This window comes from Roseofilum capinflatum BLCC-M114, assembly GCF_030068505.1.
Classification (GTDB): domain Bacteria; phylum Cyanobacteriota; class Cyanobacteriia; order Cyanobacteriales; family Desertifilaceae; genus Roseofilum; species Roseofilum capinflatum.
On record NZ_JAQOSO010000087.1, the window covers coordinates 100,906 to 120,946 of the forward strand.

At 45.7% G+C, this 20,041-nt stretch carries 20 protein-coding genes; 10 read left to right on the forward strand and 10 right to left on the reverse strand.

Going from position 1 to position 20,041, the window contains the following annotated elements; all coding sequences use genetic code 11:
• Nucleotides 1-24: 24 nt before the first annotated feature.
• The 5 genes from PMG25_RS16675 (at nt 25) to PMG25_RS16695 (ending at nt 3,428) form a co-directional block, all read left to right on the forward strand.
• A complete protein-coding gene (locus PMG25_RS16675; RefSeq protein ID WP_283768027.1) occupies nt 25-348 on the forward strand; it encodes a BrnT family toxin in 324 nt (107 codons plus the stop codon).
• 103 nt (nt 349-451) lie between these two features.
• Entirely contained in the window at nt 452-670 is a 219-nt protein-coding gene (locus PMG25_RS16680) for a hypothetical protein (RefSeq protein ID WP_283768028.1), read from the forward strand.
• Between the two features lie 20 nt (nt 671-690).
• Complete coding sequence (locus tag PMG25_RS16685; RefSeq protein ID WP_283768029.1) at nt 691-900, forward strand: hypothetical protein; 210 nt, start codon at nt 691-693, stop codon at nt 898-900.
• Between the two features lie 137 nt (nt 901-1,037).
• Entirely contained in the window at nt 1,038-2,795 is a 1,758-nt protein-coding gene (gene pyk, locus PMG25_RS16690; RefSeq protein WP_347178864.1) for a pyruvate kinase, read from the forward strand.
• A gap of 432 nt (nt 2,796-3,227) precedes the next feature.
• The gene (locus PMG25_RS16695; protein ID WP_283768031.1) at nt 3,228-3,428 is read left to right on the forward strand and encodes an element excision factor XisI family protein; all 201 of its coding nucleotides are present in this window, start codon (nt 3,228-3,230) and stop codon (nt 3,426-3,428) included.
• 20 nt (nt 3,429-3,448) lie between these two features.
• Here PMG25_RS16695 and PMG25_RS16700 read toward each other — a convergent pair whose 3' ends face one another.
• The 8 genes from PMG25_RS16700 to PMG25_RS16735 all read right to left on the reverse strand — a co-directional run bounded on the left by PMG25_RS16700 (nt 3,449) and on the right by PMG25_RS16735 (nt 13,152).
• On the reverse strand, nt 3,449-4,177 hold the full coding sequence (locus PMG25_RS16700; RefSeq protein WP_283768032.1) for a hypothetical protein: 729 nt from the start codon (nt 4,175-4,177) through the stop codon (nt 3,449-3,451).
• A 12-nt stretch (nt 4,178-4,189) separates the two neighbouring features.
• Nucleotides 4,190-6,619, reverse strand: a complete 2,430-nt coding sequence (locus PMG25_RS16705) for a CHASE2 domain-containing protein (protein WP_283768033.1) — start codon at nt 6,617-6,619, stop codon at nt 4,190-4,192.
• A 20-nt stretch (nt 6,620-6,639) separates the two neighbouring features.
• Nucleotides 6,640-6,999, reverse strand: coding sequence for a DUF5615 family PIN-like protein (locus tag PMG25_RS16710; protein WP_283768034.1), 360 nt, complete (start codon nt 6,997-6,999; stop codon nt 6,640-6,642).
• A complete protein-coding gene (locus PMG25_RS16715) occupies nt 6,974-7,360 on the reverse strand; it encodes a hypothetical protein (RefSeq protein WP_283768035.1) in 387 nt (128 codons plus the stop codon). The genes PMG25_RS16710 and PMG25_RS16715 overlap by 26 nt, the downstream gene beginning before the upstream one ends.
• Before the next feature lie 53 nt (nt 7,361-7,413).
• Entirely contained in the window at nt 7,414-9,432 is a 2,019-nt protein-coding gene (locus PMG25_RS16720; protein ID WP_283768036.1) for a HAMP domain-containing sensor histidine kinase, read from the reverse strand.
• A gap of 132 nt (nt 9,433-9,564) precedes the next feature.
• Nucleotides 9,565-10,371, reverse strand: a complete 807-nt coding sequence (locus PMG25_RS16725) for a substrate-binding domain-containing protein (protein ID WP_283768037.1) — start codon at nt 10,369-10,371, stop codon at nt 9,565-9,567.
• Between the two features lie 84 nt (nt 10,372-10,455).
• Nucleotides 10,456-11,790 (reverse strand): DUF1822 family protein, encoded by a 1,335-nt coding sequence (locus PMG25_RS16730; protein WP_283768038.1) that lies wholly within the window; start codon nt 11,788-11,790, stop codon nt 10,456-10,458.
• Between the two features lie 3 nt (nt 11,791-11,793).
• Complete coding sequence (locus PMG25_RS16735; protein ID WP_283768039.1) at nt 11,794-13,152, reverse strand: hypothetical protein; 1,359 nt, start codon at nt 13,150-13,152, stop codon at nt 11,794-11,796.
• A 163-nt stretch (nt 13,153-13,315) separates the two neighbouring features.
• Between PMG25_RS16735 and PMG25_RS16740 the strand changes: the two genes are divergently transcribed.
• Genes PMG25_RS16740 through PMG25_RS16750 form a run of 3 tightly spaced genes read left to right on the forward strand, consistent with a single transcriptional unit; the run spans nt 13,316 to nt 16,950 of the window.
• Nucleotides 13,316-13,483 carry a hypothetical protein gene (locus PMG25_RS16740; RefSeq protein ID WP_283768040.1) on the forward strand — a complete coding sequence of 56 codons (168 nt, stop codon included), beginning with the start codon at nt 13,316-13,318 and terminating at the stop codon, nt 13,481-13,483.
• 2 nt (nt 13,484-13,485) lie between these two features.
• Nucleotides 13,486-14,661 (forward strand): homocysteine biosynthesis protein, encoded by a 1,176-nt coding sequence (locus tag PMG25_RS16745; protein ID WP_283768041.1) that lies wholly within the window; start codon nt 13,486-13,488, stop codon nt 14,659-14,661.
• Nucleotides 14,662-14,712: 51 nt separating this feature from the next.
• Entirely contained in the window at nt 14,713-16,950 is a 2,238-nt protein-coding gene (locus tag PMG25_RS16750) for an APC family permease (RefSeq protein WP_283768042.1), read from the forward strand.
• A 76-nt stretch (nt 16,951-17,026) separates the two neighbouring features.
• Here PMG25_RS16750 and PMG25_RS16755 read toward each other — a convergent pair whose 3' ends face one another.
• Nucleotides 17,027-17,350, reverse strand: coding sequence for a sll1863 family stress response protein (locus tag PMG25_RS16755; protein WP_283768043.1), 324 nt, complete (start codon nt 17,348-17,350; stop codon nt 17,027-17,029).
• 215 nt (nt 17,351-17,565) lie between these two features.
• On the opposite strand from PMG25_RS16755, the gene PMG25_RS16760 reads away from it, so the two are divergent.
• Nucleotides 17,566-18,051 carry an Hpt domain-containing protein gene (locus PMG25_RS16760; RefSeq protein WP_283768044.1) on the forward strand — a complete coding sequence of 162 codons (486 nt, stop codon included), beginning with the start codon at nt 17,566-17,568 and terminating at the stop codon, nt 18,049-18,051.
• Nucleotides 18,052-18,092: 41 nt separating this feature from the next.
• Here PMG25_RS16760 and PMG25_RS16765 read toward each other — a convergent pair whose 3' ends face one another.
• Entirely contained in the window at nt 18,093-19,235 is a 1,143-nt protein-coding gene (locus PMG25_RS16765) for a hybrid sensor histidine kinase/response regulator (RefSeq protein ID WP_283768045.1), read from the reverse strand.
• 81 nt (nt 19,236-19,316) lie between these two features.
• Here PMG25_RS16765 and PMG25_RS16770 point away from each other — a divergent pair, with 81 nt between their 5' ends.
• Nucleotides 19,317-20,036, forward strand: a complete 720-nt coding sequence (locus PMG25_RS16770) for a response regulator (RefSeq protein WP_283768046.1) — start codon at nt 19,317-19,319, stop codon at nt 20,034-20,036.
• Nucleotides 20,037-20,041: the final 5 nt, after the last annotated feature.

Genomic DNA, 20,041 nt, shown 5'->3' on the forward strand with positions numbered 1-20,041 from the left:
ACACTTTTGCTTAAAATATACTCTATGAATGTCGTTTATCGCTTACAAGGTGTAGAATTTGAATGGGATGCCAATAAAGCTCAAGTCAATTTTGAGAAACATGGCGTAACATTTGAAGAAGCAGCAGAAGCATTTTTCGATCCCTTTTATCAAACAGGAGATGCAACGGTAAATAGTGAACAAAGAGAATTTATTCTCGGTTATTCTCTAGCTTATCGTGTATTGTTCGTTGTTTATATAGCTAGTCTAAATGAATTGTGCAATTGGAAATGCCCTCTCCCTATATCCCTCTCCCACGGGAGAGGGACTTTCCCCCTTCTCCTGTGGGAGAAGGGGGTAGGGGGATGAGGGGCAATCGTTACATAACTCATTTAGGCCTGCTATATAGAACGAAAGGAACGTACTCGAATTATTTCTGCACGTCCAGCTACTCGCATAGAGAAAAAACAATATGAACAAGCCGAATGAATTAATCAACCTTAGTATTAAACCTCGCCCGTCAGAAAATGTATCCATTTCAATCCCTAAAGATACACTAGAGTCTCTTAAAATCATTGCTCATAATCGGGATATGTCTTTAGAGGCTCTGTTAAGATTCTACATTGGACAAGGTTTACGTCAAGATTTAGCCCAATCATCTTTTGAGTCAGAAGTCATTATTACGAATTAAAATAGGAGGATGATCAAAATATGGAATACAGAGTTAAAGCTAAGGCTAAACTTGAAGAAGAATTTATAATTGACGATGAACAATTAATCCGTTACTTTGGTGAAGAAAAAGTTTCAACAACAGATAAAGAGGTTTTACTCAAACAAATGATTGGTGAAACTGAAAATGTTAGGAATTGGGAGCTAACTGAATTGAAAGTAAAAATCCTTAATTCAGAGCATGTAGTGTAAAATAAGTTACTTTTATAAATTGAAGGGATGAACTCTAACGGTAGGCGAAGGGGAAAAGGAATTGTTAGACTGAAATGATCCATTGGCCTAGGTTGCTCGGTACAATGAACAACGACTTCATCGTTGATAAAGACTCCATGCGATCGCCCTATTCTCCCCGTCGAACCAAGATTGTTGCTACTATCGGCCCAGCTACCAGCAGTGCAGACGTGCTTCGTGAGCTAATCCTAGCCGGAGCAACGACGCTGAGACTGAATTTTTCCCACGGCAGCCATGAGGATCATCAGCGCAATATCCGCCTCATTCGCCAAGTGTCGTTTGAGCTGAATCAGCCGGTGGGTATTTTACAGGATTTACAGGGGCCGAAAATTCGGTTGGGGAAATTCGAGCAGGGATCGGTGGTGCTGAAAAAGGGCGATCGCTTCACGCTGACGAGCGATCGCATGTTGGGAACACAAGAAATTAGTTTTGTCAGCTACGATCGCCTCGCAGAAGAAGTCCCCGTTGGCTCAACCATTCTCCTCGATGATGGTCGAGTCGAAATGAAAGTGGAAGAGATCGATCAAAATACCCATCAACTCCACTGTCGGGTGATCGTTCCCGGAACCCTCTCCAACAACAAAGGGGTTAATTTTCCGGGGGTCTATCTCTCCGTTAAAGCCTTAACCGATAAAGACCGGGTGGATCTAGCCTTTGGTTTAGATCAAGGGGTAGACTGGATAGCACTCTCCTTTGTCCGCAACCCCCAGGATGTTCTGGAGATTAAGGAAATTATCTCCAATGCGGGCAAACAAGTGCCGGTGATCGTCAAAATCGAAAAACATGAGGCGATCGAACAAATGGACGCAATTCTGAGCCTATCTGATGGCGCAATGGTCGCTCGTGGCGATCTGGGGGTAGAAGTCCCCGCCGAAGACGTACCCATGTTGCAAAAACGTCTGATCTCCACCGCCAACCGTCTCGGTATTCCCGTCATTACCGCCACCCAAATGCTCGATAGCATGGTCAGTTCCCCCCGCGCCACCCGTGCCGAAATTTCCGATGTTGCCAACGCCATCCTCGATGGAACCGATGCGGTAATGCTCTCCAATGAAACTGCCGTCGGTAAATTCCCCGTAGAAGCAGTAGCCACCATGGCCCGTATTGCCCAACGGATCGAACAGGAACCCCATACCCGCAACGCCGATACCAATGGTCGGCAATCCATTCCTAGCGCCATTTCCCAAGGGGTAAGCCGCATTTCCGAACAGCTCAATGCCGCCGCCATCATGACCCTGACGAAAACTGGATCAACAGCCCGCAATGTATCTAAGTTTCGCCCCATCGCTCCCATTTTAGCCATTACGCCTCAAGTGTCTGTGGCACGGCGCTTGCAGTTAGTTTGGGGAGTTCAAACCCTCTTAGTGCTAGATTTACCCTCCATGAATCAGACCTTTGAAGCGGCTATTAATGCCGCCCAAGAGCAGCATTTACTTCAGGAGGGCGATTTAGTGGTGATGACGGCAGGGACATTAACCGGAGTCGCCGGTTCAACGGATTTAATTAAAGTCCAAATTGTTACGGCTGTCTTAGGAAAAGGCACGGGCATTGGCCAAGGTTTAGTCAGTGGTCGAGCCAGAATTGCCCACAATGGGTTAGAAGCAACCCATTTTCATCCCGGTGATATCTTAGTTGCCCCAGAAACTGGAGCTGATTTTATTGAAGCCATTCGCAAAGCGGGGGGCATTATTGTGGAAATGGATAGTACCACCTCCCATGCAGCGATTATTGGCTTGCGCTTAGGTATTCCCGTGATTGTGGGCGTTCAGCGAGCAACACAGGTGATTCGCGATGGCGAGTTTGTCACCTTAGATATGGCACGAGGTTTGGTCTATTCTGGCTCATCGAGAATGTAATATCAAATCCGAATAATCAGCTATGATTTGTCATTGCGAAGGTCACGCCAGTGGAATGAAGCAATCTCGATGTCATTGCGATGGAACGCAGTGGAATGAAGCAATCTCGATGTCATTGCGAATGGAACGCAGTGGAATGAAGCAATCCCAACCATCTCGGTAATCTTGGCGATTGCTTCCCTTTCCACTTCGTGGACATGAACGGTCGCAATGACATCTATTTAACCGGACATCATATAATTTAATCATTTACAATCCAGAGGAGGAGGTAATTCAACAATGGCTACCTTAGAACATTTACGCAGTGCAGTCATTCAAATATAGCGCTTTGCGCTGTATAGGTGGACAGTAGGAAAAGATCCCCCCTTGCCCCCCTTAAAAAGGGGGGAATAGGAAAGTCCCCCTTTTTAAGGGGGATTTAGGGGGATCAAGATGTCCCACATAACAGCGAAAACTGCTGTATTGGAAGAATTACACCACTATAATACTTCTCGTCAAGAAAAAGATGTTTTTTCGGAAATCATTTTGGATAAGGAACGAGATCATTATCTGTTGTTAGATGTGGGTTGGAAAGGAAAGGAGTATATTTACGATCCTTTTATTATGTCTCACTGCTATTCCAATCAACTATAGTTCTTGAAACGGTGATGTTCCTAAGAGTCTGAGGGGCAAAATTGAGTGACAATCTGATTTTGAAGACTTTGAACGGATTCTGAGGGCTGATCAACAGCGTAAATATATTTGAGCATATCGGATACAAGCTCTTGTTCTCCCAGGTAAAGGGCTTGATTGAGGGCAATATCAGCAGGCGTTGCACTTTCACCCGTCAGTTGGCTAGAAATGGCTTGCATTTGGCTATTAATCGATGAACGTTCTGCGCCGTCTAAAATTTGAAAGGTGGCTTGCATGTAGGGACGATCTGTTACCAGTTGCCAAATATAGGCAACTCCGGGTTGTAGGGGGGGAGCATCGGGGGGATAAATGATAAAGTTTTGAGTTGCCGCAACAGGAGATTCCCAGATGATTTCTTCGGTATCGTCTCGTAAAACTTGAATGGATTGAATCACGAGATCGTCGATTTTGGGCTGCCAAAGAAATAGGGGGCGATCGCTCCAAATCACTTCGGGTTCTAACCAAGTCAAGGTATCGAGATCCGTATCGCGAGTCGGTGAAATAGCACAAATTAACTCAACTCCACTACTGGCAGCTCCCCGCGATCCTCCTTCTCCTTCATCGGCTGGAGGTTTCAATTCAATCAGGTTACGCAGTTTTTCTGTAATCTCTGGAGTTTGGGCAAAGCTGGACATGGCATGGGTTACCATGAGTCCAGCCCCAATTAAGCTCAGTAAACCCATGCGAGCATATTGCACCGTTTTAGCCATTACGAGTCTTCCTTATTCTCGGTTGTGGATGGTTTGTGAGAAGACAAACCCCCATACCATGATTGTAGGAAAAAACCAGGGTAAGAGGATAGCCATGGAAATATAGGCTTGTAGTGACAGTAAGCCGTACACTATTGTTCCGATGGAGAGAGCGATCGCTATCCCACGAACAGAAGAGCGAGTCAACCCCACCATTAACGTTAGTCCTTTTGCCAACAAAGCTGCAACTAGAGCGATCCACAAATCGGGAAGGGGAACGACTAGCCTACCCTTGAGCAGATGATGCAGCATATACCCATGGACTTCTCCCCCTGTGAGCAAATTCTGTTGAGTCCAATATTCAAAGGCTGCCGGAGGAGGGCTAAGATTATCACCACCGGGGGTAATTCCGGCTTCATCATAACCCCCTGGGGCAATAATAACGACGGAATTAGCGAGAGTTTCCGGGTTGGGGGGAGGTTGACAATAATGATCGTCCCGATTTTCTCCATAGTTGGATTGTTCTAAAAGCTGCCAAGCGGTAAGACAGGAATAGACTTGGGAAGGGGGAAGGGAGTAATCAATAATCGGATGCAACCACATTTGTTGGAGGGGATAGGAAAACGCGGTAATGGGGGAAGTCTGGGCAGTTGGGGGGAGAGGATTGGGATATTGGGAAATATAGGATAGAATTTGTTGCTCGAAGTCTTGGGTACTGTTGAGATCGGGTTGGGGTGGGTTGCGATCGCCGTGAGTCGTGAAAGAATGAGACAGGGCGAGAAGATAGGAAAAGGGTAAGGGAATTGCAGGAGTTTGGGGAATATGCAATTGCATGTATCCCTGTTTAAAGATATTGATCCGTCCCTGTAAACTCCAATTGGGATCGGCTATTTCGGGGAGAACACCGATCCAGCCTTGGCGCGGATCGCGTTTGCTGACGAAGATAAACCAGGTTTGCTGATTTTCAACGGCGGTTTGTAGGGTGTCGGTAAGGATGGTATCGCTGCTGCCGTTGCCTAGGTTTTGATGGGGGCGATCGAGGAGATAATCTATACCGATAACGTTAACATTAAGTTCCGTTAGTCGCCCAATGAGTTGGGCGAGATAGGTGCGATTCATGGGAACTGGGCTAGAAATTCCGGCTTTGGCGATCGATTCATTGTCGATTTGCAGCATCACCACGGATGGGGTAGGAGTCGTTTCTATTTGTTGGGTGATGTGGCGATAGCGAGCTTGTATCCCCACGCGCTGATTCAGGAGCCAAGTTTGCAGGGGAAAGAGACAACTGAGGGTAGTGAGGGTGGCTAAGGTAGCGGTTTCCCAACGGTTGGGTATCCATTGTTTCAGATGTTCTCGCCAGCCAAAGGGTTGAATGTGAAAGAGTTCTGCTTCTGGGTGGGTGAAGAGGGAGGGAACCAGGTAGGCGCTGGGATAGGTGAGGCGTTTTTCCTGTTGTTTGAGATAGTGACAGGCTTGGAATAGGGCTTGATAAACGGTGTCAAATTGGGTGAGGCGTTTGATAAATTGGATTAGGAATTCTTGGGCGACGCGGTTGTGAATGGGTTCGCGCATGACGGCGACTTGATTTAAGCCCAGGTTGATCAGGGATTGGGCGATCGCCAAGCCACTACAGGAGTTGAAAATGGCAAATTGTAAGCCCCTGGTTTTTGCCAGATGTAGGGATTCGCTGATGTCATGGATGGAGAGGGAAACCCCTGGGGCGATCGCCAATTCTCCCCCAGTTAACGCCGTTTCGTTACTATGTCCAGCAAAAAAGAGAACATCCCATCCACGGGGATCGGCGATCGCCTGACAAATATCATGTTTAAGTTGCTGGAGATCCTCTTTTCCCGTCCATCCCACAAACTCCACCGTCGCCAATCGAGACAGAGAAGTAACCGCCGTGCGATCGCCTTCAAACTCCAATCCCGTATCATCCCCTAAAATCGCCAACACCCTCGCCTTTCTCCGCCGAGGATAAACCGGTTCATGGGCAATATTTCCCGGAGTTCGCACCAAACAAATAGAATTTGCCGCCCCTAGATCCGTACCAATTTCCCAAGTTTCCCAAGGCAACCTCGCCAAATCTAAAGGCGTACAAGTCAAACATACCATCAGAGGTTGAGAACTCTTCACCGCCGTTGTTGCCAACTGTCGGCGAATCGCGACTAACTCCGGAGACAGTAACCAATAATGAAATTGATCCAGTAATTCCGCCTCCGCTTGCACCAACAAAGAACGCCAATCTTCCGACGGTTTAGACACCTGTCCCCGCTTAACCACCTTGCCCCGCAATTGGCGATAAAACTGCAAATAAGTCTCTTGCCATCGCTGATAACTTTGGGATAACTTTGCCGGATAGGGCAGTTCTGTTGATAGAGTTTGTCCTTCTCCCCAAGTCAGCTCAAAATCACAAACTTCGTTGACTTGTCGGACTCGCAGTTTATAAACTTGGGAAAACATGGAAAAATAAGACTATAAATTCAATAAATCCACTGATTGAGAACAACGAACTGATTTTCCAGTAAATATTCAGATGTTTCCAGGTTCCTAATTGCCATAACAATCATTTGATAAGTCATATTCTTAGAAAAATCACTATTTTGATAAATGGCCAAAATACCAGAATGTATTGGATTTTCTTGATGCAATTCTTGAAAGTCCTCACAGTTACGAGTTAGCAAAACTCTTTTATTATTGATAGCATAACTTAAAACCATTACATCTGTGGAATTAACTAAGCCTGCCAAGTTAACAGTAAGTACATCATGACCCTCTATTTCTAAAAGATTCACTAAATACTTCGCTTGAGAGTCTTCATCGAGTAAGATTCGTAGGCTCAACTGCTACTCCTTTCGACTCCAAGCGATAACGTTCTTCAGCCGCTTCCAATGCTAACAATTCCTGGTTACTTTCACAATAACGAATCGCCTCATTAATCGCTGACTGGGGTAAATCCCAGTTTTCCGCAGCTTCTTCTGGTGACATTTGATTACTCATCATATCTCGCCAAATCGTTGAGGCTAATAGCTTACGTCCTTTAATATAAAGCTGTTTTCGCCAAGGATGGGGACGACTGACTAGATATTGCCAGTTGTAATTGGGTTCAGTTTCTTGTAGGGATTGTACCACAGCATTAATCAGGGCAATGCGATCGCCTACAGACAATTTACAGGCTTGTTCCTTCAGCTCTTCTAATAACATAGGCACAACACCATTTGACTTGACATTCAATATACAGCACTTTTCATACTGAATTACTCATTACTTCCTCCGCTTCCCTCTACCGGCAGCTCAATGATAAACTCAGTTCCCTCTCCTGGAATAGAATGACACCTCAATTTTCCTCCACAGCGATCCACAATGATAGAATAACTGATCGACAAGCCCAAGCCGGTTCCACTCCCTACTGGCTTAGTCGTAAAAAAGGGATCGAATATCTTATTTTGAACCTCCTCACTCATGCCACACCCATTATCCGCAATCGTAATTTTGACTGAAGAGCGATCGCCCCATTCTGTTTTTAAGACAATTTGCGGCAGTTTGGAGCTTTCTATATCCGTTCTCAACTCCTGTAACGCATCAATGGCATTATTGATCAAATATAAAAAAACCTGATTTAATTGACTGGGATCGCAAGTAACTTTGGGCAACTCTCCATAGTCTTTAAGTAGACTGATTTTTCTTTTTGAAACAATTCCCATATTAACATCTTCTTGGATTTTATGTTGCACAATTAACAACGTCGATTCTATATTTTCATGAAGATCAACTTTTTTAATTCCCGTTTCATCCAAGCGAGAGAATGTGCGTAAACCTCGAACAATTGAACTAATGCGTTCTGCTCCCGCTTTCATTGAATTCAATAAATGCTGAAAATCTCCAACCAAAAAATCAAAATCTATATCCGATAGAGCCTGATTAATATTCTCACTTGGATACGGATATTCTTTTTGATAAAGATCGATTAAGTATAACAGATCGTCTACATAATGAATAGCCGGTTCAATATTTGCATAAATAAAATTCACGGGATTGTTAAATTCATGAGCAATACCCGCTACCATTTGCCCTAAGCTCGACATTTTTTCCGACTGAATCAGTTGAGATTCAGTTAAGTAAAGCTTTTGTAATGTTTCTTCCAACTCTTCTACTTTTATCTTTAATGCCTCATCCCTATTTTTTAACTTTTTGGCCATACGATTAAACGATTTAGACAACCGGTCTAACTCATCATTATAAAGCACAGGCAACTTAACCCATAAATCATCATTTGCTAATTTTTCCGTGGCTTTAGTGACTGAGCGAATCCGCATAGCAATTAAGCCAGACACTAAAGAACCCACAAGTATGGCAATCAGCGATCCCACCAAACAAAACACAACCAGTCCAATTAAAAAATTTCGTTTAGCTTTTTCTAGAGAATCTAGAGGAGCAAGAATGACTAATTGTAATTGAGACTGATAAATTCCTGAGATAGGAACTGTTCTTCCGAGGTAAGAGCGATCGCCAATTTTTACCATCGACTTATGAAAATTATTTACGGAGTTTTCTGAAGGAGGTAGCCACACAAAATTTTCAGCTTCTCGTAAACTAGAAGCAATAATTTCATTGTTTTGAAAGACAACTATGGATTCATCAATGTGTTCAGTCAAACCATGTAAAAAGTTATGATTAACAACACGACCAATAATGACTCCACCAATTATTCCTTGATTAGATTTAATCGCGGCAGTGCTAATTAAGATGGATGGATCGTTATTGTTTTCGTTTTCTGCATTAATTATTGTGGATAGGCTCACTCCATTCATAACCTGTGAAATAGTCATTTCATGGTTGATTTGAGAGTCACTAAGACTATTAAGTTTTAAGTCAACTAATAATTTTCTTTCAACATCAATGACTTGCACTAAATCCAGTTCCAACAAAAGCTTTAAGGGTAATAAATGTTGTAGTAATATGGTTGGGTTAGCATCTTCTACTCCTTGACGAACTTTTTCGGATTCAACAGTCAGTTTTGCATTTAAACGCAATTTTTCAGTTTCATTTTGGAATTGCTGTAGAATCAATGCTGCTACACTTTGCAGTTCTGCCAGTTGCCTTTTTTCTAAATGGTTTAAAAAGTAATAACCAATACCAATTGTCCCCAAAAACCATAATCCTAGGAAGAGACAAACAAATGGAACACTAATTTTTTGCTGTAACGGTAACTTTGAGTACGTCCTAAACAGTAACGTTGTCTTCCAAAAATTAGAGGGGTTTTCACTAGAAATCATTACAAAAAGGGGAGTTGGGAGGTTGGAGGGTAACTATAGTTATCAGTATAGCGCTACTGGTCTTTCTCTTCTATAGGCCATATACACTTTTATACTTAAACGCTCCTATGTTATTTTCTCCTGCACAATTTCCTATGGGGATTGAGATTCAGAGCTAAAAAACACATACCCATTTGCTTTCAGTATTTCTTGAGCTTCGGGAGTGGATATAAACTTAATAAAGTCTTCGGTTGCGGGTTGGGGTCGATCTGCAAAAACAAGTCCAATCATTTGAATCATTTTGTAGTTGCCATTCTGAATATTATCTACAGTGGGAGCAATCCGATCTAGAGTGAGAGGGGTTACGGGAAATTCTTTCAGTTTTTGGGATTGGGCAATGACCCCAATACTGTAAGGTGTGATTGCAACTCCTTCTAAAACTTTCTCATCTTCTTCAAATAAGATGGCTTGGGGAGTAATTTTGAGGTCTTGTCCTAAATAATGTTCTCGTAAGAGTTGTTTGTCGGTTTCATCTTCTGGGATATCGATAATTACAATTTCGCCATCTACACTGCCTAATTGTTGCCAATTGGTAATCACACCACTATAGATTTTTTTAATGGCATCACTGCTTAAGTTATTAAGGTCTTTTACCTGTTGATTGACAATCAGGACTAAGGGATTGCGAACCAAAGGCATATACTGAAGGGTTTCTGTGTGTTCTGCGGGGGTTAGAGGTCTACTAATTGCTCCGATATCAATCACCTGATCTCGCACGCCACTGAGTCCGCCACTACTTTGGCTACTGGGCATAAAGAGAATTTCTACATTCTCTTGCTGTTGATCGTAAGTGTCTGCCAATAGTTCTAAAATGGGATAGGCTTCGGAAGATCCGCCAATTTTGATGGTACTCTGGGAAGATGAGGCGCGATCGCCATCAGTGCCAGTCGTACAACTCATTAACATGGCTCCAACGCAGATGCTGATCCATCCGATCTTAAGGCTCTTGAGCTTCATGCCCTATATCCATGGCGTGACTGATGACTAACAGGGGTGATCTAGGGAGACTTTTCCCCAAGGGAAGGAAAAGGGAGGCAAGCTAATCGCTGTTCCTAGGGATGAGAATAAGGTTACCACAAATTTCTCGTCATAGGTTCCAATCACTTGGGTAAACAGATAAGCGCTGGAAGAATCAAGATTCATCTTCTCTTCGACTAAAATACCGGTTTGATCGCTAATTCGCCAACCGAGATCGGAGTTTAAGGATTGTCCGGAACTGCTGCCTAAAATTAATAATAATGTCCAGCTATCTTCGTAGGATAAACACCAGGTCAGGGCATAGAGCCTGACCCCTAACCCTACGTTTAAATCCTGATAAGCACGACCAGCATCTGAGGGCACACTCACGCCGGTTTCTTGATAAATCTGGGTGAGCAAGGTGCTTAAATCTGTGGCTGGAGAGAGGGGTAAATGGCGACGGAAGGCGCTGGCGGGAATGAGTTGCCATCCCCCCTCATGCAGGGAGTTTTGTAGCTCTTTGGCTTCATTTTGCAGCCATTGGGTGACATCAATGGCGGGCTGGATGAGCAGGTTGAGAAGGTCACCGAGATGGTTGTTTAGGGTTTCTGGTTGTTCTTCCGGTTTGGGGTCTAACCATTGCAGTAATTCGGGGTGGAGCCAGAGCGCTCTGCTTTCTTCCCAGGTTAAAATTTGCCAGAGGGGACGATGTTTAACTTGAGGAAGATGCTCTTGTAAGCTCTGTTGATAGGGTTGTAAAGCAGAATGATCTAGAGTTTTTTCTGGAGTTTTAATGGCTTCTGGATTTAAACAGTGTAGGGTTAAGAGGAGGTCATCGGGATGGGTATGGAATTGGTCAATGTTTAGATAATAATTCCAATCTGGACTGGGGGTAATTTGAGCAGTTAGGGCAGCAAGTTCGGGGAAGTTGAGAAATCCGCGAATGGCGATCGCCTCTAAATCCTCATCTAAGCTCACAACAATATACAGTTGATCCGTGAATTCCGATAACTCAACCCCCACCCTGGGAACAGCAATTTCATCCTCGCTCCAGGATAAAGTGGGCAAAATACAGACCTGAAACCCATTAACGGTTAGATGAAAGATGGCGTTGAGATGCTGACTATAGAGGGGATTCAGCACAGATAACGGATCGGGATCTAAGATTAAGGTGGGTTCGCGATCGCCCAACCAACCATACAATCCTAAAATCGCCAAAGCCTGAGTATAATCTGACCAGCGATCGGCAAACGGTGCAGCCGCTTTATAGTCCGCTTCCGCGAACCCAAACGATTCTAAAGTTGGGGAAAGTTCAACCCAATCCTCAGAAAATTCCAGGGGAGAAAGAGTAGAGTTGGTCATAGTTCACTCCAGTTGAGTTTTAACATAATGACAAATAGACTGGGTAAGTTGACTGGGAACCGCAGGACGCTGGTTACAACTGGCTTCGCGGATGGCTTCCTCTAAAGTCGATTGCACTTCTTCATCTAAAATGGCGTAAATTTTAGCTGCTACTTGAGACAATTGTTCGGGATCGACATAGGCTTGAGCGAGGTTGAAAACCCGATCGCCCAGTAACTGTAATGTCCATCGACCAATATCCGCTCGCAGTCGTTTAAGCTGAAGCAGGCGACTCACTCTGGGTTGATCTCCTAACTCCAATTGTTGAGCAATCTCACCCATGGATATTCCCTGACAGTGGAATAAATGCAACCCTTTCAGAAAGAGCGCTTGTTTTTGTTCAGCTTTGAGCTTTTGTTTTGCAGTTGTCCCCGTTTCATAGCTTTGTAAACGAGTATTAATCACTTTAGCGATCGCCCCTTGCAAAGCTTCTTGGAATTCTTGATAATAGCGATCGAGAAATTCCGACTGCTCTGGAGGATCGTCCGCAGGAGTCAAGTCTATGGCTGGCGGTTGCACAGAAGGCGGTAAAGTCCCCCCCCTAGCTTGAATACGCGCCACCCGCATCACTCCCGCCAAATATTTGAGCTGCTTTAAGACGGTTTGGGGGGAACCGTTTACCGCAGCCGCAATTTCCTCCAATTGAGCGTCTGTTGGCTCTGGAAACCGGCGCTTAGTCCCCTCAGAGCGCTGTTTTAACAAGTCTTGGCGATACACTTGGTGATACTGCTCTAACAGCTCCGTCGCTTCTTCGATCTCCCTCTGGGTTGCCTGTTGTTGCTGCAAAACTGCCGTCAGTTTCCCTAACGACGTGCGGTTGAGAATTAACCAATCCGTCACCTGTTCAATGCCATGATCGAGCAAAAAACGCTTCACTAGGCGATCGCTCTTAAACAACCTCGAACTCCAAGCCGAAAGGGTGCTTTTACTGGGGTCAAACGTTTCTAAAATGCGATCGACCAACCCCGGATGAGAGCCATGGGCAACCGGACTCGGAGACTCAGAGAGAACAAACGGCAACAGTTCCTGATGGGTAAAATCATGAGTCGCCCCAAAACGCTGCTCTAAGTCCACACAAATCTGTTTGATCTGATTAGAAATAAAACAGCGCAAACAGCGCTCGGCAGGGCTTACAGACGGGTCTGAAGCCCGATTCCATTGTTGGAGTTGCTGTTGGATCTGTGGGTGCGGAAAAGGAGTTTGGGATAGGAGTGCCGAAAACCGATCCTGAAAAAAATCCTGGGCTACTCGGTCTTCAATCCGTTGCCCTGTACCAAACGCATTCACTCTTACCCACATCCAATAGGGGGATACATTACTCATCGGTCTCATCCAACCTGGTGTTCCTCTAGCTCACAAGAGGGTTCTTGTCCATTATTAACGATCCTCTCTGAATAATTTATCTCGTGAGGTTTTATCTGCAAGGGTTGAAAGGTTATGTTATATCATTTTCATAGCTTGCCTACCCTCTTCCCCTTCTATCCTTATGAACCGTTCTAAATTTGTGGCGATTCTCACGGGAGCCATTTCCTTACTTTTGGCGATCGCCTATCTGATTCTGGTACAACTGCTAGATTTCCGAGGGGAAATGGTTCCTGCACCTCCCCTCTCTACCCAGTATGCCCCCTCGATCGCGATTCTGGATATCTCTTGATCATGCGTACCGTTGCCGAAATCAATGATAAAATTCGCCGCCAAGAAGCGGTGGTTGTTACCGTAGAAGAACTGAAAGCTAGGGTGGCAGAAAGTACGGTTTCTGAAGTCGCCCAACAGGTCGATGTGATTACCACCGGAACCTTTGAGACCATGGAATCTTCCGGAGCCATCATCAACCTGGGACAAACCGATCCCCCCATGAAAATTCGTCAATGTTGGATTGATAGTGTGCCTGCCTACTCTGGATTTGGAGCCGTAGACCTCTATTTAGGCGCAACTCAAATGGCAGAAGCACGAGAAGGAGAACCCCTCAAAGATCGGGGGGGTGGCCAGGTCATCGAAGACTTAATTGCCGGAAAATCCTTACCCCTACGGGCCCTGGGACAAGGTACAGATTGCTACCCTAGAGAATCCTTTGAAACGACCATTAGCAAGGAAAGCATTAATCAATTTTATCTTTATAATCCTCGCAATCTCTACCAAAACTTTATCGTCGGAGTCAATGGGGGCGATCGCACCCTCTATACCTACCTAGGGCCCCTACTGCCCCGTCTCGGTAATGCCGTATATGCCAATACCGGGGCCCTCTCTCCCCTGCTCAATGACCCGGACTTAAACTGGATTGGCATTGGTACAAGGATATTTATAGGCGGAGCGATCGGCTATATTACCTGGGAAGGAACCCAACACTTTCCCCTACAAAAACGCCTTCCGAACCGTACCCCCATCGGCCCGGCTGCCACCCTCTCCCTGATCGGAGATGCAAAACAGATGAGCCGAGAATGGGTCAGAGGCTGTTACTTCAAAAATTATGGCCCCTCCCTAATGTTAGGCGTGGGAATTCCCTTTCCCGTATTGAATGAAGAAGTGGTTAAATGCTGCGCCGTGCAAGACCAAAACCTGGTAGCTCCCATTGTGGATTTCTCCATTCCCCGACGCAACCGCCCCACTTTTGGGCTAGTCAGCTATGCCCAACTCAAAAGCGGTAAAATTACCATCGAAGGGACACCGGTACGCACCGCTCCCTTAGCCAGTCTCCAGCGATCGCGCCAAGTGGCGATCGCCCTGAAAAACTGGATTAATAGCGGCAAGTTTACCCTCACCGAACCCGTAGCACCGATTTCTAGCGATCGCTCCTTCCTCCCCCAAGATCGGCTTCTGGAATCGATTAATTAGGGAGAGAGCCAATTAATTCCCCATTCCCCATTACCCATTACCCTAATTTCTATGAAAAAAACCAGCTCAAGTGCCGAAGTGCCACAGATATCTGCCTCAGAAGAGCCAGTAAAAACGGGCTTGGGAACCTTTGGTGGAGTCTACACCCCTTCGATTTTGACTATCCTAGGAGTGATCATGTATCTCCGGTTTGGATGGGTGGTGGGCAGTGTGGGGCTATTTTCTACCCTGGCGATCGTTACCCTATCTACCTCCATTACCTTCCTCACAGCCCTATCGATCTCTGCCATCTCCACCGATCGCGTCGTCCGCACAGGTGGCGCATACTATATGATTAGTCGCTCCCTGGGCATTGAAACCGGAGGAGCCGTGGGCATTCCCTTATATTTTGCCCAGAGTCTTTCGATTGCCCTCTATACCATCGGTTTTGCCGAAAGCGTCGCCAAAACCTTTCCCGCCCTCAATCAGCTTTATGTAGGGATTATCACCACAATTTTGGTGGGAGTGGTAGCCCTCACCTCCGCCAGTGTGGCCATTAAAGCCCAGTATTTCATTATGGCGGCAATTTTACTCTCCCTGGCCTCTTTTGCCTGGGGTTCAGGACTGCCTGATGTCACGCCTATGGGATGGTTCGGAGCGCCTCCAGATAGTAGCGCCCCCTTCTGGACTGTCTTTGCCGTCTTCTTCCCCGCAGTTACCGGGATCATGTCCGGGGTGAGCATGTCCGGAGACCTGAAAAACCCAGTTCGCTCCATTCCCGATGGCACTCTAGCAGCCGTGGCCACCGGATATGTGATCTATATGATTTTGCCGGTAATCTTGTCCCTGCGATCGGATGCAGCCAGTTTAATTGCCGATCCTCTGATTATGCAACAGATGGCTTGGTGGGGGCCAGCCATCTTGTTAGGGGTTTGGGGAGCCACCCTATCAAGTGCCTTGGGCAGTATTTTAGGCGCTCCTAGAGTCTTGCAAGCCTTAGCCAGAGATGGGGTACTTCCCGACTGGTTGAGCTTTTTGGGAACGGGAAGCGGCCCAGAAGATGAACCCCGGATCGGAACCATAATTACCTTGGGGTTAGCCGTCGCCTTAGTCTGTTTAGGCGAATTGGATCTGATCGCTCCCATTCTGACCATGTTTTTCCTCACCACCTACATGGTTCTCAATATTGCGGCGGGTATCGAAGCCTTTTTGCAAAGTCCCTCCTATCGCCCCGCCTTTCGGGTTCCCTGGTATCTCTCTATTTTGGGGGCGATCGGCTGTTTAGCGGTTATGTTCCTCATTGATGCTCTAGCGACTGTAATGGCGGCGATCATCGTTTTGGGCATTTTCCTCTGGTTACAACGGCGAGAACTCGAAGCCACTTGGGGAGATACTCGGCGGGGCCTTTGGATGGCCATTCTGCGCGAGGGACTCCTGCAACTCGATCATGCCGAAGATCCCAAAAACTGGCGGCCCCATTTATTAGTCTTATCGGGAATTCCCCGCAAACGCTGGCCCCTGATTGAGTTGGCTGATAGCCTGACCCATAACCGAGGGTTAATTACTATTTCTAGCGTGCTTCCAGAGGGCTATCGGGATCTCTCCCAGCAAGGAGAATTAGAGATTACGATTCGCGAATATGTGGAAAAACGAGGGGTACAAGCCTTGGTACGGGTGATTACGGCTCCCGATCCCTTTGAGGGGGCTGTGCGCTTGGTGGAAACCTATGGCTTAGGGCCGTTAGTTCCCAATACGGTGTTATTAGGCGATAGTGAATCACCTGAACGACGGGATCAATATTGTCAAATGATTGCCCAATTACACCAAGCCAAGCGCAGTATCATTGTGTTTCGGGAAAATGCAGAACGGGGGTTTGGCAGGCGGCGGCGGATTGATATTTGGTGGCGGGGAATGCAGGCGAATGGCGGATTAATGCTGTTGTTGGCTTATCTGTTGCGTACCGATATCGATTGGCATCAGGCGCAAATTTTTGTCAAAATTATTGTGACGGATGAAGCGGCGGCCGAATCAGCCCGGCTGAATCTGGAACAGTTTATGGGTCAATTGCGTTTGGGGGCGATCGCCCAAGTGATTGTATCTGAAGGCCGTTTATTTGAAGATATTCTCCACGAAAGCTCCCAAAATGCTGACTTAATCTTCTTGGGATTGGCAAAACCGGATTTAATTCCGCCTCACCAATATACCCACTATTATGAAACCTTGCATGATAAAACCGCTAATCTGCCCACGTTGGTTTATGTCTTAGCGGCTCCCGATTTCGATTTTGAAGAGGTGTTGACCGAAAATTAAATCGATTGACAACAGTAGGGTCAAAAAAATAGGGGCGAAAAATCTTTCACCCCTACTCAACCAGAATTAAACGAATCTATTCAAACTTTTTGACCGCCTTGTTGACGGATTCAGTTAAGTTTTGCCAAGCACTCTCGAATCCCGATCTTAACTCTGACCAAGCATCTTCACTGGCATTCGATAATTCATCAAGTTTGAGTTTCGCTGCATCTCGCTTGGCATACAACTCTTCTAATGTATTATGGTATTCGACTGAAGCCTCAGACTGAGCTTGTTTGGCTTTCGCCTCAAATTCATCAATTTTCGCATTTAAACGATTTAATTGCGCGTTAATCTTCTCTTGATATTCTTTTCTAGATTCATGAGATTGAGTGGTTGGGTTAGGGGTTTGAGTAGCCATAATGTTTGTGTTTGTTTTCCTAAATCGCTTCTGTATCCCATTTAAACAAATCTAAGGGCTGTACACATCTATCTGTAGCTAGATTAACTGAGAGGAATGTCTCTACCTATGGGTTGACTTCTCTCTACCCGCAGACAGAGGAAGATAAGTAAGAATGCTGTTAGACTCAAAGCGAATTGTTTTGATTGACCTGTTTTTTGGTTATTGTCTACACCATGATTCCACCTGACTCTATCTCGTCCTGCCGTGCAGAGATATCAAGAAACTCCCCGATCAATCGCTCCCCCACCAGCGATTATAGCGATTATAGTGAGCCGATCGATTCCTACCGAGTCCCTGATTTTGCTATCAACTTGTTAGATTTTCAGCGCTTAAACTCTATTTCTCGTCGCAATAGACGCTTTCAAAGACGTTTACTCCAGAAAGTTTTGGCCATGGCTCATCAAGATCAACATAAACTTGTGACTGAATTGGACAATCAAAACTGGCCCGTGATTGAGATCACCGCTCATCGGTTAAAGGGATCGAGTGCCAATGTCGGGGCGATCGCCGTTCATCAAGTCGCCACCGATCTAGAAGCTGGCGCTCAGGCCCAGAACAAGAGACAATGTGAAGATACCCTGACTCTTTTGAAAGAAAAGTTAGTGGAACTCGATCAATTTATTGGGCAACATTACCATGCTTCGCGGGGTAATGGGTAATAAACCTCCAAAAGTGCTGCATCCCCAGGCACAGCTCAGGCTCAAAAATGAGAAGACGGCCTGCTCATCTTCTGGGGAATGTCAACCGTAAAAATACTGCCTTTTCCTGGTTCAGATTCTAGGGTAAGGGTTCCGTGATGGGCTTCAACAATGCGGCGACTGAGATACAAACCTAAACCGCTACTTAACCGTTTGGATTTACCGGCGATCGCCCAGGATTTACTTTGCCGAAATCGTTCAAAAATTCGGCTTTGTTCTTCAGGAATAATTCCGTTGCCGGTATCCTGGACTTGTAAGCGAATCATCTTTTCTTCCGAAGAACGAATTAATTCTAGGCGAATATCAATTGAACCTTGTTGAGTAAATTTAATCGCATTTCCCACTAGGTTAATCACCACTCGACGCAATTCTAAGGGATCGCCCATCGCTTGAAAGGGATGGGGAATAGGAGCGCCATCGAGGGTGTGAAAGTTTAATTGCAAGCCTTTCTCTTCAGCCAAGGGACTCAGTTCATCAACAACTTCTTGCACTAATTTCCCATAATCAAACTTAGAAAAGGTTAAGGATTTTCTACCTCCTGCATAGCGATACACTTCAAGCAACGTATTAACCATATTGAGCAAATTTTGGTTACTGCGCTGCATGGTAGATAAGGCTTCTTCCATCTCCGGGGTTAAGGGGCCAAAGGTATCTTGCCGAAACAGGGAAAACATGCGATCGGCTGCCACTAAGGGAGTTCGTAAATCATGGGTGAGACGGGAAACGAAATCTTCCCGTTCATCTAAGGTTTGTTTGAGGCGTAAGAGCGATCGCACCCGTGCTAAGAGTTCATTCACATTAACCGGTTTGCGAATAAAATCATCCGCTCCAGCATCTAACCCTTCGACGACGCTCGATTGATCGTGGGCGGTAATCAATAAAATGGGGATAAAGGGTAAATAGGGGTTGTCCCGAATGCGCCGCGTAAATGCATACCCATCTAAGTCCGGCATAACCACATCGAGTAAAATTAAATCGGGAACAAACTGCTCCAATTCTTGAAGCGCTTGTTGACTATCGGATTGACAATTAATTTCGTATCCTTCTTCGCCCAAAATATTCTCAATTAACATTAAGTTGTCGGGAGCATCATCAACCGCTAAAATTCGAGCAGGGCGGCGGTTTGCAGTGGGATCAGTTGCCATGATAGTAACCAAGATCAATAGGGTTGAGGTGACTGGTCAAGGGGATCGCCCAGTTTTTTTTGATTCGGAGTCTAGACTACCATGAGCGTTATCCGTGTTGTATTAATTGAAGACCACGATCTGACTCGTATGGGGCTGGGTACGGCTCTGAAACAACAGGAAATGATTGAAATGGTCGGTGAAGCGGCCAATGGCAAGCAGGGATTAGAGGTGCTGAAAGAAACGGCTCCTGATGTGGCATTAATTGATATTGGCCTGCCAGATTATGATGGCATTGAATTAATGCAACACATCCGAGAGTCCGAAGAGTTTGCGTCTCTAGCGCCGATTAAGGTTTTGATTTTGACGATGCATGACGATCGAGATACGGTGTTAGCGGCGTTTGCAGCCGGTGCAGATTCCTATAGCTTGAAAGATGCCAGTATTGAGCAGTTGCTAGAGGCGATTGCGACCACCTATGAGGGGAATTCTTGGATCGATCCGGCGATCGCCCGTATTGTTCTGCATCAGGTACAAAAACCTCGTTCCGTTGCTCCTGATTCAGAGGAGTCAGAACAAACCACAATTCGGTCAGTCGATCCCGAATATCGACAGGTGCTAGAGTCGGAACCCCTGACCGATCGCGAGCTGGAAGTTTTAGAATTAATTGTGGCTGGATGCAATAATGCGGCGATCGCCGAACAACTCTATATTACGGTGGGAACCGTTAAAACCCATGTTCGCAACATCCTTTATAAACTCTGTGTCGATGACCGCACTCAAGCGGCTGTTCGCGCTCTCCGCTCCGGTTTAGTCGGTTAAAGGCC

Excerpts from the sequence above, each read along its gene's own strand:
- PMG25_RS16675 (WP_283768027.1), top strand. The coding sequence starts at position 25 with ATGAATGTCGTTTATCGCTTACAAGGTGTAGAATTTGAATGGGATGCC.
- PMG25_RS16680 (WP_283768028.1), top strand. The coding sequence starts at position 452 with ATGAACAAGCCGAATGAATTAATCAACCTTAGTATTAAACCTCGCCCG.
- PMG25_RS16685 (WP_283768029.1), top strand. The coding sequence starts at position 691 with ATGGAATACAGAGTTAAAGCTAAGGCTAAACTTGAAGAAGAATTTATA.
- pyk (WP_347178864.1), top strand. The coding sequence starts at position 1,038 with ATGCGATCGCCCTATTCTCCCCGTCGAACCAAGATTGTTGCTACTATC.
- PMG25_RS16695 (WP_283768031.1), top strand. The coding sequence starts at position 3,228 with ATGTCCCACATAACAGCGAAAACTGCTGTATTGGAAGAATTACACCAC.
- PMG25_RS16700 (WP_283768032.1), bottom strand. The coding sequence starts at position 4,177 with ATGGCTAAAACGGTGCAATATGCTCGCATGGGTTTACTGAGCTTAATT.
- PMG25_RS16705 (WP_283768033.1), bottom strand. The coding sequence starts at position 6,619 with ATGTTTTCCCAAGTTTATAAACTGCGAGTCCGACAAGTCAACGAAGTT.
- PMG25_RS16715 (WP_283768035.1), bottom strand. The coding sequence starts at position 7,360 with ATGTTATTAGAAGAGCTGAAGGAACAAGCCTGTAAATTGTCTGTAGGC.
- PMG25_RS16720 (WP_283768036.1), bottom strand. The coding sequence starts at position 9,432 with ATGATTTCTAGTGAAAACCCCTCTAATTTTTGGAAGACAACGTTACTG.
- PMG25_RS16725 (WP_283768037.1), bottom strand. The coding sequence starts at position 10,371 with ATGAGTTGTACGACTGGCACTGATGGCGATCGCGCCTCATCTTCCCAG.
- PMG25_RS16730 (WP_283768038.1), bottom strand. The coding sequence starts at position 11,790 with ATGACCAACTCTACTCTTTCTCCCCTGGAATTTTCTGAGGATTGGGTT.
- PMG25_RS16735 (WP_283768039.1), bottom strand. The coding sequence starts at position 13,152 with ATGAGTAATGTATCCCCCTATTGGATGTGGGTAAGAGTGAATGCGTTT.
- PMG25_RS16740 (WP_283768040.1), top strand. The coding sequence starts at position 13,316 with ATGAACCGTTCTAAATTTGTGGCGATTCTCACGGGAGCCATTTCCTTA.
- PMG25_RS16745 (WP_283768041.1), top strand. The coding sequence starts at position 13,486 with ATGCGTACCGTTGCCGAAATCAATGATAAAATTCGCCGCCAAGAAGCG.
- PMG25_RS16750 (WP_283768042.1), top strand. The coding sequence starts at position 14,713 with ATGAAAAAAACCAGCTCAAGTGCCGAAGTGCCACAGATATCTGCCTCA.
- PMG25_RS16755 (WP_283768043.1), bottom strand. The coding sequence starts at position 17,350 with ATGGCTACTCAAACCCCTAACCCAACCACTCAATCTCATGAATCTAGA.
- PMG25_RS16760 (WP_283768044.1), top strand. The coding sequence starts at position 17,566 with ATGATTCCACCTGACTCTATCTCGTCCTGCCGTGCAGAGATATCAAGA.
- PMG25_RS16765 (WP_283768045.1), bottom strand. The coding sequence starts at position 19,235 with ATGGCAACTGATCCCACTGCAAACCGCCGCCCTGCTCGAATTTTAGCG.
- PMG25_RS16770 (WP_283768046.1), top strand. The coding sequence starts at position 19,317 with ATGAGCGTTATCCGTGTTGTATTAATTGAAGACCACGATCTGACTCGT.